This window comes from Citrobacter sp. SX206 (assembly GCF_024181025.1).
In the GTDB taxonomy this organism is placed as follows: Bacteria; Pseudomonadota; Gammaproteobacteria; order Enterobacterales; family Enterobacteriaceae; genus Citrobacter; species Citrobacter youngae.
Map to the genome: position 1 here is coordinate 2171023 of NZ_CP049738.1, position 14347 is coordinate 2185369.

The 14347-nt window shown below is 50.0% G+C and carries 13 protein-coding genes; 6 read left to right on the forward strand and 7 right to left on the reverse strand.

The genetic code is table 11. The annotated features are described in order from the left end of the window. Positions 1 to 7: 7 nt before the first annotated feature. From fdnI to fdnG, 3 genes are read right to left on the reverse strand one after another with little or no spacing between them, the layout of a single operon-like run. Positions 8 to 661: a formate dehydrogenase-N subunit gamma gene (fdnI, locus tag G8S19_RS10650; protein ID WP_003020312.1), complete on the reverse strand. Its 654-nt coding sequence runs from the start codon at positions 659 to 661 to the stop codon at positions 8 to 10. Continuing rightward, entirely contained in the window at positions 654 to 1541 is an 888-nt protein-coding gene (fdxH, locus tag G8S19_RS10655) for a formate dehydrogenase subunit beta (protein WP_003020306.1), read from the reverse strand. The genes fdnI and fdxH overlap by 8 nt, the downstream gene beginning before the upstream one ends. A 12-nt stretch (positions 1542 to 1553) precedes the next feature. Continuing rightward, the gene (fdnG, locus tag G8S19_RS10660) at positions 1554 to 4604 is read right to left on the reverse strand and encodes a formate dehydrogenase-N subunit alpha (RefSeq protein ID WP_253686545.1); all 3051 of its coding nucleotides are present in this window, start codon (positions 4602 to 4604) and stop codon (positions 1554 to 1556) included. Between the two features lie 312 nt (positions 4605 to 4916). Between fdnG and G8S19_RS10665 the strand changes: the two genes are divergently transcribed. The 6 genes from G8S19_RS10665 to G8S19_RS10690 all read left to right on the forward strand — a co-directional run bounded on the left by G8S19_RS10665 (position 4917) and on the right by G8S19_RS10690 (position 9462). Then, the gene (locus tag G8S19_RS10665) at positions 4917 to 4967 is read left to right on the forward strand and encodes a hypothetical protein (protein WP_075551407.1); all 51 of its coding nucleotides are present in this window, start codon (positions 4917 to 4919) and stop codon (positions 4965 to 4967) included. 176 nt (positions 4968 to 5143) lie between these two features. After that, the gene (gene rclC, locus G8S19_RS10670) at positions 5144 to 5743 is read left to right on the forward strand and encodes a reactive chlorine resistance membrane protein RclC (protein ID WP_370529561.1); all 600 of its coding nucleotides are present in this window, start codon (positions 5144 to 5146) and stop codon (positions 5741 to 5743) included. Positions 5744 to 5777: 34 nt separating this feature from the next. Then, positions 5778 to 6056 carry a hypothetical protein gene (locus G8S19_RS10675; protein ID WP_053065219.1) on the forward strand — a complete coding sequence of 93 codons (279 nt, stop codon included), beginning with the start codon at positions 5778 to 5780 and terminating at the stop codon, positions 6054 to 6056. Between the two features lie 121 nt (positions 6057 to 6177). After that, complete coding sequence (locus G8S19_RS10680; protein ID WP_003833178.1) at positions 6178 to 6453, forward strand: metal/formaldehyde-sensitive transcriptional repressor; 276 nt, start codon at positions 6178 to 6180, stop codon at positions 6451 to 6453. A 32-nt stretch (positions 6454 to 6485) separates the two neighbouring features. Continuing rightward, complete coding sequence (locus G8S19_RS10685; protein WP_048211575.1) at positions 6486 to 7604, forward strand: S-(hydroxymethyl)glutathione dehydrogenase/class III alcohol dehydrogenase; 1119 nt, start codon at positions 6486 to 6488, stop codon at positions 7602 to 7604. Positions 7605 to 7773: 169 nt separating this feature from the next. Next, on the forward strand, positions 7774 to 9462 hold the full coding sequence (locus G8S19_RS10690; protein ID WP_253686547.1) for a methyl-accepting chemotaxis protein: 1689 nt from the start codon (positions 7774 to 7776) through the stop codon (positions 9460 to 9462). A gap of 49 nt (positions 9463 to 9511) precedes the next feature. Here G8S19_RS10690 and G8S19_RS10695 read toward each other — a convergent pair whose 3' ends face one another. The 4 genes from G8S19_RS10695 to G8S19_RS10710 are packed head-to-tail and all read right to left on the reverse strand — an operon-like array spanning position 9512 to position 14336. Further along, positions 9512 to 10609, reverse strand: coding sequence for a pilus assembly protein FimA (locus G8S19_RS10695; RefSeq protein WP_124021182.1), 1098 nt, complete (start codon positions 10607 to 10609; stop codon positions 9512 to 9514). After that, on the reverse strand, positions 10609 to 11196 hold the full coding sequence (locus G8S19_RS10700) for a fimbrial protein (RefSeq protein ID WP_048211578.1): 588 nt from the start codon (positions 11194 to 11196) through the stop codon (positions 10609 to 10611). Before G8S19_RS10700 ends, G8S19_RS10695 begins: the two co-directional genes overlap by 1 nt. An 8-nt stretch (positions 11197 to 11204) precedes the next feature. Further along, on the reverse strand, positions 11205 to 11747 hold the full coding sequence (locus G8S19_RS10705; protein ID WP_124021183.1) for a fimbrial protein: 543 nt from the start codon (positions 11745 to 11747) through the stop codon (positions 11205 to 11207). Positions 11748 to 11750: 3 nt separating this feature from the next. Next, positions 11751 to 14336 carry an outer membrane usher protein gene (locus G8S19_RS10710; RefSeq protein ID WP_253686549.1) on the reverse strand — a complete coding sequence of 862 codons (2586 nt, stop codon included), beginning with the start codon at positions 14334 to 14336 and terminating at the stop codon, positions 11751 to 11753. Between the last annotated feature and the right edge of the window lie 11 nt (positions 14337 to 14347).

Consider the following 14347-nt stretch of genomic DNA (forward strand, 5'->3'; position numbering starts at 1 on the left):
ATTGATTTTATTTAGACTCTAATTCTGGTGCTTTTTCTTCAGTAAGTTCAACCTCACGATACCAGCGAGGATGGTGTTTCTTCGCCCAGCGTCGACTTACTTTCCCTTCGATCATCCCTTTAATTGAACCTTTTACCCAAAACGCCATGTACATATGGATCAGAATGGCGTGGATCAGCACAATGGCTGCTGTCGCGTGGATTAACAAACTCCAACGAACAATGTTAATTGAGAAATAATGGGCAAAGTAGGGCCTCCAGATAATAACGCCGGTAATCAGTAATACCAGAATCAGGCTCATGATGCTCCAGAACATCATTTTCTGCCCGGCGTTGTATTTCCCCACATCAGCGACTTTATGTTCATTCCCCTTCAGTACCTCAACGATGCCCTTAATCCAGGGAAGATCCTGTTTATCGGGAATATTGTGGTGTACAAAACGGACGAACATAAACATCAGCACGATGAAAATCATTACCCCGAAAAACGGATGTAGAATTCGCCCCATTTGCGGTGTACCGAAAGTTTCGGTGAGCCATTGCAACGTCGGGAAGAACAGCGCAATACCGGAAAGCGACACCAGGAAGAAGCTTATTACCACCGTCCAGTGACAAGCACGGTCGATGAATTTGGTGCGCAGAATCATTTTGCTTTTACTCATGACCGTTCTCCTCTTCATCATCATCCGTCTCTTTGTTTGGGCCGACTCCCACGTAGTGGTAAATCAGCCCGGCAAAGGTGGCGATAAATCCGGCGGCGGAGAGTGGTTTTAAAATCCCCTTCCAGAGGTTCACTGGTGCGGCGATTTTGGGCTCATCCGGCAGATTGTGGTACAGCGATGGTTGATCCGCGTGATGAAGTACATACATCACGTGGGTGCCGCCGACCCCTTGCGGGTTGTAGATGCCCGCATTGGCATAGCCGCGTTTTTTCAACTGCGCCACGCGAGTTTCCGCTACATTGAGCATCTCTTTTTTGGTGCCAAACTGGATAGCGCCGGTCGGGCAAGTTTTCACGCAGGCTGGTTCCTGGCCTACACTCACCCGGTCAACGCACAACGTACATTTGTAGACCCGGTTATCTTCGGGATTAAGTCGCGGAATATTGAACGGGCAGCCAGCAATGCAGTAGCCACAGCCAATACAGTGCTCGGACTGAAAGTCGACAATCCCGTTGGCATACTGAATGATTGCTCCAGCGGATGGACAGGCTTTCAAACAGCCGGGATCGGCGCAGTGCATGCAGCCGTCTTTGCGGATCAGCCATTCCAGCTTGTCGTTCTGGGTGGTTTCGCTAAAGCGCATCACCGTCCAGGACTTAGCGCTGAGATCGGTCGGGTTGTCGTAGACGCCGTTGCAGTAGCCCACTTCATCGCGAATATCGTTCCACTCTGAGCAGGCGACCTGACAGCCTTTACAGCCAATACAGGTAGTGACATCAATTAATTTTGCCACTTCTGCACGGTAATCCCGCGCCTGGGGCGGCGGCGTGATGCTGTTCGTCGCCGAGCGTTTAATAATATCTTGTGATTGCATAGCCATGAGTTCCCTTCCTTACGCTCGCTCGATGTTGACCAGAAACGCTTTATACTCCGGTGTTTGCGAGTTCGCGTCACCCACCGATGGCGTTAACGTATTGGCGAGGAACCCTTTGCGTGTGGCGCCTTCAAAGCCCCAGTGACAAGGGATACCGATAGTATCGACCTGCTTACCATCGATCGTCAGCGTTTGCAGACGTTTGGTGACCACCGCCTTCGCTTTGATAAAGCCGCGTTTCGACATCACTTTCACCGTATCACCTGCCGCAATGCCTTTTTTGCTCGCCAGCGCCTCACCGATTTCGATGAATTGATCGGGTTGAGCGATGGCGTTGAGCAGCGCATGTTTGGTCCAGTGGCGGAACAGTTCGGTAATGGAGTAAGTGGTGGCGACGTACGGAAAGGCATCCGCTTTACCCATATTGGCGATATCGTCATGGTAGATACGCGCAACCGGGCTGGATACAACATCCGGGTGCAGTGGGTTGGTACCAATAGGCGACTCAATGGGTTCGTAATGTTCCGGGAATGGCCCGTCGTTCATTTTGTCGATGGAGAACAGGCGCGCTACGCCTTCCGGGTTCATGATAAACGGACCAACGTTGCTGCCCGGCGCGGCCTGGCCGTAGTCGGCTACGTCCATACCGGCCCATTTTTTGCCATCCCAATGCAGCAGGACACGTTTGGGATCCCACGGTTTTCCTGATGGGTCGGCCGAAGCGCGATTGTAGAGAATACGGCGGTTGGCAGGCCATGACCACGCCCAGCCCGGTGTGCAGCCCAGACCATACGGATCGCTGTTGTCGCGATTGGCCATCTGGTTGCCTTGTTCTGTCCAGCTTCCGCAGTAGACCCAGCAGAAACTGCTGGTCGAGCCGTCATCGCGCAACTGTGCAAAGCTGCTGAGCTGCTGGCTTTTTTTGGCTATAAGCTGGCCTTTGTCATCATAAAGGTCTTCAAGCGCCTGGCCATTTGCTTCACGCGCAATCTCTTCTGGGTGTGGGTCGTATGGATCTTTATAATTCCAGGCAATATTCAACAAGGGTTGCGGATTCGCTCCACCTTCCTGCTGATACAGCTCGCGTAGGCGCATAAACAGGCGCCCAAGGATCTTCCCGTCATGTAAGGCTTCACCTGGTGGTTCTGCCGCAGCCCAGTGCCACTGCAACCAACGCCCGGAGTTAGCGATTGAACCATTTTCTTCAGCAAAGCAGGAGGAGGGCAGACGGAAAACTTCGGTCTGAATATCTGCCGGGTTTACATCGTTCATCTCGCCATGATTTTGCCAAAAATTGGACGACTCAGTGACCAGCGGATCGATAACCACCATATATTTCAGTTTTGAGAGCGCGCGAGTTGATTTGTTTTTATCCGGAAACGCCGCCAGCGGATTGAAGCCCTGAACGATGTAACCATTAATCTTCCCTTCGAGCATCAATTCAGCCTGGGTCATTACGTCATACAGGCGATCCCATTTAGGTAGCCAGTCGTAGCCCCAGTTATTTTCCACTGTTGCATTGTCGCCCCAGAAACTCTTCATCATGCTAACAAAGAACTTCGGCGTATTTTGCCAGTAATTGACCTCATTCACGCCTAATGCAGGCGGCGTGATTTGCGAAATATAAGTCTGGTAGTCTGGCTGTTTTTCCGACGGCAGCGGCATATAGCCCGGCAGGTTCGTCGACAACAAGCCAAGATCGGTATAGCCCTGAATATTGGAGTGACCACGTAGGGCGTTAACGCCACCACCCGCCATACCTATATTGCCCAGTAGCAACTGGAGCATGGCGGCGGCGCGGATAATCTGTGCCCCGGCGGAGTGGTGTGTCCACCCCAGCGCATACAGGATAGTGGCGGTGCGGTCCGGCACGCTGGTGCTGGCGAGAATTTCGCAGATACGATTGAAATCTGCCACTGAGGTCCCACACAACCGGTTAACCATTTCTGGCGTATAGCGGTCGACGTGGGCTTTCAGCAAATTCCACACGCAGCGTGGATGAGACAATGTTTCATCACGCAGGGCATTACCCTGTTCGTCAAGCTGATAGAACCAGCTCGATTTATCGTACTGGCGTTTTTTGTCGTCATAGCCACTGAACAAGCCGTCGTCGAACTGATAGTCATCACGTATTATAAGGCTGGCGTTAGTGTAGTGGCGCACATAGTCGTGCTGCACCTGGTTGTTTTCCAGCAGATAACGGATTACACCGAGCAGGAATGCGGTGTCGGAACCTGCGCGTATTGGCGCATACAGATCGGCGACCGCGGCGCTACGGTTAAAGCGCGGGTCGACTACCACTACGGTGGCGTCGTTTTTAGTTTGCGCTTCGACCACCCATTTAAAGCCTACCGGATGTGCCTCAGCGGCATTGCCGCCCATAATAAGCACTACGTTGGCATTTTTAATATCGACCCAGTTGTTGGTCATTGCACCGCGCCCAAAGGTCGGAGCCAGCGCTGACACGGTTGGCCCGTGACACAGGCGTGCCTGGCAGTCGATGGCCACCATCCCGAGGCTACGGGTGAATTTACCGTCCAGAATCCCGGTTTCATTGCTTGCCGCTGAGGAACATAGCATGCCCGTAGTGGACCACCGGTTGACGGTAACGCCCTGGGCATTTTTCTCAATAAAGTTGGCATCACGATCATCTTTCATGAGTCGGGCAATACGATTGATCGCATCATCCCAGCTAATGCGCTGCCATTTATCCGAACCCGGTGCACGATATTCGGGATACTGCAGACGGGTTTCACTATGAATGTAATCCAGCACGCCAGCGCCTTTAGGGCACAACGATCCACGGCTCACCGGATGATCCGGATCGCCTTCAATATGGTAGATACTTTCTTTGACGTTTTTGGCTGTATCGCCAAGGCTGTACATCAGCATGCCGCAGCCTACTGAGCAGTACGTACAGTTATTACGTGTCTCTTTTGCTTTTAAGAGTTTGTATTGACGGGTTTCCGCGTGAACGGAAAAAGATGATAAGAATCCGAGAGATGCAACAGTTGTTCCTGCCATACCGCCCGCGCAGATTCGAAAGAACTGCCTCCGGCTGAGCTCCATTTTTTTCTCCAGCTTAAACTTAAGACATGAAAAAGTATGGTTATTGTAAGGTTAAATTGTTTTATAAACCATTAACTTTTAGTGGTTATTGACGTGAGAGGGTATTAGTGCTGTAAGCCTGGGGGTATGGATTGGTAAAAATTGATCATGTCAGGTTGGTTGCCGGTACGCACGGCGAACTGAATCTTTTTGACGACAACCTCCCGCGGCATAACAGCGATAAACTGATGGAGATATCTGGATACGCTTAATGCTGAAAAGGGTAAAGGAATGCTCTACTTTGCCGGATAAGGGATACAGCAACCGTGGGCGATGAAGAGAGACATGCGTTCACCATGTTATACAACGATTTGTTGCGAGTAGTTTGATAGCCAAACCGAAAGACAAGGAGTTCATTCCACTCAACCGAACTTATCCATAGTCTATATTTTGACCTTTCCAGACGGTCAAACAAAAATTATAGATTCCTGAACATATAGGCATATAAATAACAAGGCTATAAAGGTCGTGATTTCTACAACACAGGACTTCTGGATATGATGGATAAACTATACCAATATGTTTTAACGAAAGAAAACGTGGGAATAAATCTTTGTCGCATTTCTATTGCCATTGTATTTATGTGGATAGGATTGTTGAAGTTCATTCCCTATGAAGCAGATAGCATTGTTCCTTTTGTAGCTAATAGCCCATTTATGTCTTTCTTTTATAACGATCCGAGTAATTATACTCAGTTTATGAACCATGAGGGCGAATTAATAGAGGCTAACCGCGCATGGCATCATACGAATAATACTTATGGGTACTCTACCGGACTTGGTATTGTTGAAGTCATTTTCTCATTATTAATTTTTGCTCATTATGTATCACCAAAAATTGGCTTTTGGGGGGCAACACTTGCCTTCTTAACTCCTTTTGTCACTTTGACATTCCTGATATTTACACCAGAAACATGGGTAAGTGGCCAGGATGCTCATACCGGATTTCCCTATCTTTCTGGTGCCGGGCGACTAGTCTTAAAAGACACGATAATGATGGCTGCGGGTCTTATTGCGATGGTGCATTCGGCCAAATGTATTCTTGCACATAATCAGCATGAGAGAGATTATACCGGCAAAGTATCCGCTGGTCTTAGATAGCTTTCCAGACTATCGTTAAATTAAGGATGTTGTGATGCTTCGATCTATAAAAAATATATTTATTACAGCTGCACTGTATCTGCTTATGACGGTAACCAGTCATGCTGCCAACACCGGGAATACCATGATCAAAACGTATAGTACTTATAATTACCAGCAGACCAGTGAGCATCTTATAGCTGCCATTGAGAGTAATAATCTTGTTTTGTTTGGAGAATTTGATCATGCGAAAGAGGCTAAAAATGCCGGACTAACTGCGGCAATTCAACCCTTAAAAAATCTGGAAAAATTAGTTCAGAAAGCCATTCAGTGACCTGGCGACCAGGTCTCATCTGACGAGGTCTGGTCGTCACCCCCTCATTAAATAGATGTTATTTTTTTACAATTACATAAAAATTCTGATAGTATACCCCCCTATAGTATCTGGAGGGCGTATGCCGCATTCACCTGAAGATAAGAAACGCATTCTCACCCGTGTACGCCGTATTCGCGGTCAGGTTGATGCGCTTGAGCGCGCACTGGAATCTGGCGAACCATGCCTGGCGATCCTGCAACAAATTGCCGCTGTGCGCGGCGCATCCAATGGCCTGATGGGCGAAATGGTTGAGATCCACCTGAAAGATGAACTGGTCAGCGGGGAGACTACCCCAGACCAGCGTGCTGTGCGCATGGCTGAAATCGGCCATCTTCTGCGTGCTTATCTAAAATAACACCATCACCTTGCAATAATGGGAAGAGACAAATGAAATCACGTGCAGCAGTTGCATTTGGCCCCGGTCAACCGTTAAAAATTGTTGAAATCGACGTCGCACCACCAAAGAAAGGTGAAGTGCTGGTTAAAATTACCCACACCGGCGTGTGCCATACTGATGCTTTTACGCTCTCAGGCGACGATCCGGAAGGCGTGTTCCCGGCGGTACTGGGCCATGAAGGCGGCGGCATTGTGGTTGAAGTGGGGGAAGGCGTCACCAGCCTGAAACCGGGCGATCATGTGATCCCGCTGTACACCGCAGAGTGCGGCGAGTGCAAGTTCTGTAAATCGGGTAAAACTAACTTGTGTCAGGCCGTGCGGGCGACACAGGGCAAAGGTCTGATGCCGGATGGCACAACGCGCTTCTCGTATAACGGCGAGCCGATTTATCACTATATGGGCACCAGTACCTTCAGCGAATATACCGTTTGCGCAGAGATCTCGCTGGCGAAGGTTAACCCGCAGGCTCCGCTGGATAAAGTGTGTCTGCTGGGGTGTGGCGTGACCACCGGTATCGGCGCGGTCCATAACACCGCGAAAGTGAAGGAAGGCGATACCGTAGCCGTATTTGGTCTGGGCGGTATTGGCCTGGCGGTGATTCAGGGCGCGGTGCAGGCAAAAGCCGGGCGTATTCTGGCCGTTGATACCAATCCGGAGAAATTCAAACTGGCGGGTGAAATGGGCGCGACCGATTTCATCAACCCGAACGATTACGATAAGCCGGTGCAGGACGTGATTGTTGAGCTCACCGACGGTGGCGTGGACTTTAGCTTTGAGTGTATCGGCAACGTTAACGTGATGCGTGCGGCGCTGGAGTGTTGCCATAAAGGGTGGGGCGAAAGCATCATCATTGGCGTGGCGGGTGCCGGTCAGGAGATCAAAACACGTCCGTTCCAGTTAGTAACCGGTCGCGTGTGGCGCGGTTCCGCGTTTGGCGGCGTAAAAGGGCGCACTCAGTTGCCGGGTATGGTCGAAGAGGCAATGAGCGGAAAAATTCAGTTAGATCCGTTTATTACGCATCGCCTGCCTTTGGAGCAGATCAATGACGCGTTCGATTTAATGCATCAGGGTAAATCCATCCGTACCGTTATCCATTTTGGTGATAACTGATTCATTGGCCAGCGGATTTCACCGCTGGCACTTTCCTGAATTTCTTTGAATGATGTTGTGAAAGTGTGACGAATCCGGCGCTTTTCACGGTAAGTAAACTTCCCGGATTGCCGATGACTATCTAACGGGCGTGTTTTCACGCATAAACCCTACAAGAGAGTCGACGGTCATGGACAACACTACATCGATGCAAGCCCAGCATAAACTGGGCTTTCTGCATCAAATCCGGCTGGTTCCGCTGTTTTCCTCCATTCTCGGTGGCATCCTTCTGCTGTTCGCCTTAAGTTCCGGGCTGGCAGGTTATTTTCTTATGCAGGCCGATCGCGATCAGCGCGATGTAACCGATGAGATTCAGGTTCGGATGGGGTTATCTAACAGCTCTAACCACTTACGCACCGCGCGTATCAACATGATCCATGCTGGTGCGGCGAGCCGTATTGCTGAAATGGATGACATGAAGGCCAATATTGCCGAGGCAGAAAAACGTATTAAGCAATCGCAGGACGGTTTTAATACCTATATGGCGCGTGCGGTGAAAACCACTGACGGAGAGGCGTTAGACGCTGAACTGAGCGCCAATTTCAAAGCCTATATCGACGGCTTACAGCCTATGCTGAAGCACGCTAAAAACGGTATGTTCGAGGCGATCATCAACCATGAAAATGAACAGGCCAGACCGCTGGACTCTGCTTACAACAAGGTGTTGTTAAAGGCGATCGATATTCGTACCGCAAGGGCGAATCAGTTAAGCGAACAGGCGCACCAACGTACACAGCTTGGCATGGCCTTTATGCTGGGCGCATTCGTTCTTGCGCTGGCGCTGACCGTGATGACGTTCATTGTTTTGCGCCGTACCGTTATTCATCCTTTGTTACGTGCGGCCCAGCGTATTGAGCAAATTTCAGCGGGCGATCTGACGATGCCGGAGGAACCAACCGGGCGCAGCGAAATTGGTCGCCTGAGCCGTCATCTGCAAACAATGCAACGATCGCTTGGGAAAACGGTGGGCACGGTACGTCAGGGGGCGGAAGAAATCTACCGTGGTACCAGTGAGATTTCTGCGGGCAATACCGATCTTTCTTCACGAACTGAACAACAGGCCGCGGCGATTGAACAAACGGCGGCCAGCATGGAAGAACTGACGGCTACGGTGAAGCAAAACGCCGACAACGCACATCATGCGAGCACGCTGGCGGAAGATGCTTCCGGCAAGGCCAGCCGGGGCGGTCAGATGGTCTCTGGCGTGGTTAAAACCATGGGGAATATCTCAACAAGTTCGAAGAAAATCTCCGAAATTACCGCCGTTATAAACAGCATTGCCTTCCAGACCAATATCCTGGCGCTGAACGCAGCGGTCGAAGCGGCGCGGGCAGGCGAGCAGGGGAGAGGGTTTGCCGTCGTAGCCAGTGAGGTACGTACGTTAGCAAGCCGCAGCGCCCAGGCGGCAAAAGAGATAGAAGGGTTGATCAGCGAATCAGTCCGACTGATTGACCAGGGATCCGGAGAAGTGGTCGCGGCAGGCAATACGATGACGGATATTGTCGATGCGGTAAAACGTGTCACCGACATTATGCTGGAAATTGCGGCGGCCTCTGATGAACAAAGCCGGGGCATTGTCCAGGTGAGCCAGGCGATTTCAGAGATGGACAAGGTCACGCAGCAAAACGCCTCACTGGTTGAAGAAGCATCGGCCGCTGCGGCCTCTCTTGAAGAGCAGGCCGCACGCTTAACGGAAGCCGTCGGCACATTCCATTTAACCGGGACAAGCGCAATTAAACGCGTTACACCTGCCGTTAATCCATCGGTTTCACTGCCAAAATCAAACACGGTAAATACGGATAACTGGGAAACATTCTGACAGGTCAGTCATCCGGTAATACGATTCTTTGTATTACCGGATTTCTTATTTATTTGTACGTCGCGCTGAGGGTGCCTACGGCGGTGAAGGCTCCGGGGGTGTAGTCATCACAGGTACTGTTGTTGCTGGCGGAGGTACAGGTGAGTAATCCGGCCATGGTGATATCTTTCGCCGTTACGATGGAACCAAAGTCGATGGACACTGAAGAATTTGTGTCATTCGCCGACAGATATTGCCGGGACGATCCCTCGTAAGACACCGCCACTCCCCGTCCGCCCGCTGCTGAGGTGCCAGTTGTGGTATTGGCGAGAATAGACAACCCGCTATTATCATAAGCCGCTTTGGTCGACGTCAGTTTAAGGGTAACCCCTGAAGCATTAACGCAGTTGCTATTTTTCAAGGTGAAGGTTTTTCGTGGTTTGTCATTACCCACATCGCCAAAGTCGATGGTGGTGGGGGAAACGGATAGGTTACAGGTTGGCGCGGCGAATTTTACGGTGAATGAAGAAGCGTTTACTGTGGCGACAATCTGTTGACTAGTTATATTTTCATCCCCTGCTTTAAACCTGCCTACTTCACCATTTATAACAGGATGCGCTTCACCATTACCTATTGAGGAAACCACCCCACGCTGCCAAACTTCGATGTATAATCCAACAGGAAAATCTCCATCTGCAGCATTATCGATCTCACGTGTCCAACTCGTATTAGACGGAATATAAGCTGTATAAATAGCATTAATAGAATTAGCTATGTAAATGTTATAATATATTCCAGGTATGCTCGTTGGAAAAAAAACTCTATTGTAGCTATATTTTGTACTGCCGCTGGTACTGGTATAACTATCGGACTGCGTACCGCTTGTTGCTGTGGATCTTCCATAAAAATCAGAACCATCATTACCGGTACCACAGTTTAAGTAACCATACTTGCCCGCGCTGAGCGTCCCCAATAGCACGGGTGTTGTACTGGATGGGTTATAACTATTCACGACTAACGTTCCTGCGCTTATCGTGCTGGTATTAATGTCTTCAAAAATACACTCCTTAGCCTGCACCTGATATGAATAAATTCCGCTCAGCAGCAATGTCATAAAAGAAATTGATCGTGAAATCATCGAACTCATATTAACCTGCCGTTTATCCATTATTTGTAGCTCACGCTGATTTGCACCTGACTTAATACTCCACCTGGAGTGACCGGTTTTGATGAATCTATTTTCTGGAAGCGGGCGCGCAGGATAGGAAGGACCTTATTGTCATCGGTACCAATATAGTTACTATCGATAATAACTTCGGAAGTATTGTCTTTATTTAAAACATTTTTTCCGTCAAAAAAAGCGACAACGCCAACATTACCTGCTGCGGTTGTTGATTTAACTCGCCCTGTTGGCCCTGTATATTCATTAGGGAAGATCTGGTTACCGGTTAGCTGCGCCTTTTGCGGTTTGATGCTCATTACCAGAGATTTGGCAACGGACCCTGAGTCGCAGCTCAGAGTAAGCATTTGCCCTGCTAATGTTACGTTTCCCTGCGCAGTGGCAGATAAATCCGCCCATGCGCCACCCGCAGAGAATTCGCTTGCGTCCAGGTCACCTAAATCCATATCAGAAGCGGCAATATAACAGCTACCGGTAACCAGCTCCGCCTTAACCGTTAATACATTTGTATTGGTACTGATTGCGGCCCATAGCGGTGTGGATATCAGCAATAAGACTGTTGGGATAAATTTCATGGTGGCTCCTACTGATAGGTGGTAGTGAACGTCAACGAACCGTTGAAGGTGCCACTTGTCGCGGTGGTTGAGTAAGACGTTGGACGCAGAGATAAGACCAGATTCAGGGTTTTATTGGTGCGCTCAGTCGAGGTCCAGTCAAGCGGAGTACTACTATTGAGAACCAACAGAGAGTTTGGGGAGCCAGAACGATACAAAACCGCTGCTGCCCCGTTATCCCCACCCTTGAGTTCGGTTGGATAACCGCTGTAGACAGAAGAGGCCTTAATTCCCGTTTTCATCCAGGTCACTGTCTGGTTTGTACTGGAGCCGATCGTACAGTTGCTGTACTGCAACGAAAAATCTTTCAGCGTGTTAGCGCCCTGAGCCTCCAGTTCTGCGCGGGTTAATACACCAAAATCGATGGTCTGGTTCACCGCTTTGCTTGAACCAACAACAATATTGACGGTGCAGGTCATAGCAAGCAAATTGGCCTTAAAGTTAACCACGACATCCGCCGCAAAGAGATGCGGGCTGCATAATAGAAAAGAAACAAGCATTACCTGGCGCATAAGCTACTTTCCGGCTCCTGGCATCTGGCAAACTAACGTCTCCAGATGAATTGATTTTCCGATCATCGCGGGCGCGTCAGGGATCTGGTAGGTCACATCGCAGTAGCTTGCCGCGTCGCTCCCCCAAATAACCTTCAGGCTGCCACGTTGTTCGATCCCGCGTAAAAAGGCGCGGCCCGCCTGACCCATTGCGCCAACGGATTTTCCCTGCTCATTGAGAATGTTCGCGCCCAATGGAATGAAACTGTTATCACTACGTCTGAGCGTGACAAACACCGATTGACCTTGCTGGGTGGCGAAGGTGACTTTCACCACGGCACCATCGCGCGGAACCACGGCGGCGGAGGTATTTTTCACTTCGACGTCCGCCTTGATGGTGCTGAGATCCAGTCCGACGGTATTCTCGGCATAAGGTGAAAGACTGGTGGCAACTGCGTATCCGGCACTGTCAATCTCACCATACCCATTGGTGGTGGTCGCGCCATCTGCACCTTGCGCTTCAATAAGGGCTATGGCGCTTTGTGCGTTGACATTACCCGGTAAGAGCGTCAATCCACCGCTGTGTAACAGCACACCGCCGTTATTGTTTAGGGAATACTGCTGGTTATGATTTTTATCGACTGTAGCGGAAACGCTGGTCGATCCATGCGCGCCGTTATAAGTGGAATATCCGCTGACGGAATAGGTGTCTTCTCCCTGGCTGGCCTGGTTAGCGGTGGTGCTGAGGCTGTAGTTCCATTTATTGTTGCTACTGTTGCCGCTGGCCGTACTGGTGAAACCGTTGTTGCCGCTAAAGTCGCTATTGGCGCTGAGGTTCAGACTGGAGAATGCTGGTTGATCGTTTTGAGCGTTGCTACCAAAAGGAATACTCAACCCAACGTACAGGCTGTCATCTTCATCGCCCCATTCGTTATAACTGAGCTGCAGCGAGATATTCCACGAGATGGAGCGGAAAGTATTGCTGTAGCCCAGCGAATACTGAGACGTTTTGTCTGAGCTACCCCAGTAACTCGTCCAGGTGCCGCTGAGATAAAATGAACCGTAATCTTCACCGTTAAGGTTGATCGGTTGATTGACGTTAGCCTGAAGCTCATTCTTGGAATGGCTGTAGCTGTTGCGATACGCATCGTTACGGTTAGTATCGTGATCGTCGCTATAACTATCGATGCTATTTTGCAAAGAGATGACGTCATTAAGCGAGAGGTAATCTTTGGTGCTGTATCGATAGGCGCTAAAGCTGAAATTGGTCTGTGTTGCGTCCAGCACATTACTGTAGCTTACACGGTAACTCTGCCCCTGCAGAGCGCCAATATCTTCAAGTGAAGCGCGAGAGTGGATAACATCGACTGCGATAGCACCAAGACGCGTATTCATCGCCAGACCCAGCATCCCCGCCAGATAGTCTTCTTCCATTGACTGTATGCCGCCATACAGCGTGAAAATATCGCTCAGTCCATAATTACCGTTCGTGGTGAGCACCCATGGGGAGTCGCTGTTGTCATTGTTGTCTAATGTCCCAACGGCAAAATCCCAGTCAACTTCACCCTTGGTCATTAACTGAGCAACAGAGGCATACGGTACGGTGAATAACCGTTTTGACCCATCAGCTTCTTCCACGGTAACGTCAAGGTCAGCGCCGTTGATTGCCACATAATAATCTTTCAGGGCAAAAGGACCTGGGGGAACGGTGGTTTCATAGATGATGCGAGACTGCTGTCGTACGGTAATTTTGGCATTACTGTTAGCCACGCCGTTGATGACGGGAACGTAGCGACCGTCATGTGGATCCATACGTTTGTCGTTATACAGATGTACGCCTTTAATGCCGATACTATCCAGTACTTCGCTGCGAGAGGTGACCTGGCCCAGTTCCATTTGTGCCCGCATAGGGGGTAAATCCCGTGCTAAATAGAGATCGTAGTTGTCCCAGGTTGCACTATCGTCTTTTGTCCAGTTCAGCGCGCCGCTGGAACGTAACCGCCATGCTCCCAAATTGGGACCATAGCCGAGCCCCAGATAACCACTGTCAGAAGCGCTACCGTCGTTTTCACTGTGATAACCGCTGAAGCTCCAGTTCAGTATTGCAGCAGGAATACCGGCATCCCAGCGTGCGGGGTTGACATAACCCGCAGGGTGGCTGACGAGAAACAGTTGCGGAATTGTGAGCATCAGGATCTGTGAATTAGGATCGTAACTCACGCTGGATGAGGGGTAATAATCCGCCAGTATATAGCATTGCGATTCACCTTCGTCCGCATCTGCCGTGGGGAGTTTGCTTACATCAACGTTTGCTTCATCGAGCACCTCACGAGTCAGGCAGGGAGACGCGTTCGGGGTGTGGTTGTCAATAAACTGGATCTTTGCAGTTTGCTGTTGCTCACCGTTAATCCAAACTGAGACGGTATATATACCGGGTTTCACCGGGTTGCCGCGCGCATATTGTGACACGTCGATTGCCGATTTTTTACCTGCATTGCTGAAGATAAAGTCATCGTTGAATTCAATGTAATTATCGTCAGCAAATCCTGTCTGACAAATAGCCAATAATACCCATACTGAGGTCGCTAACCGGTGTTTTGACATTGACATAGAGCAATCCT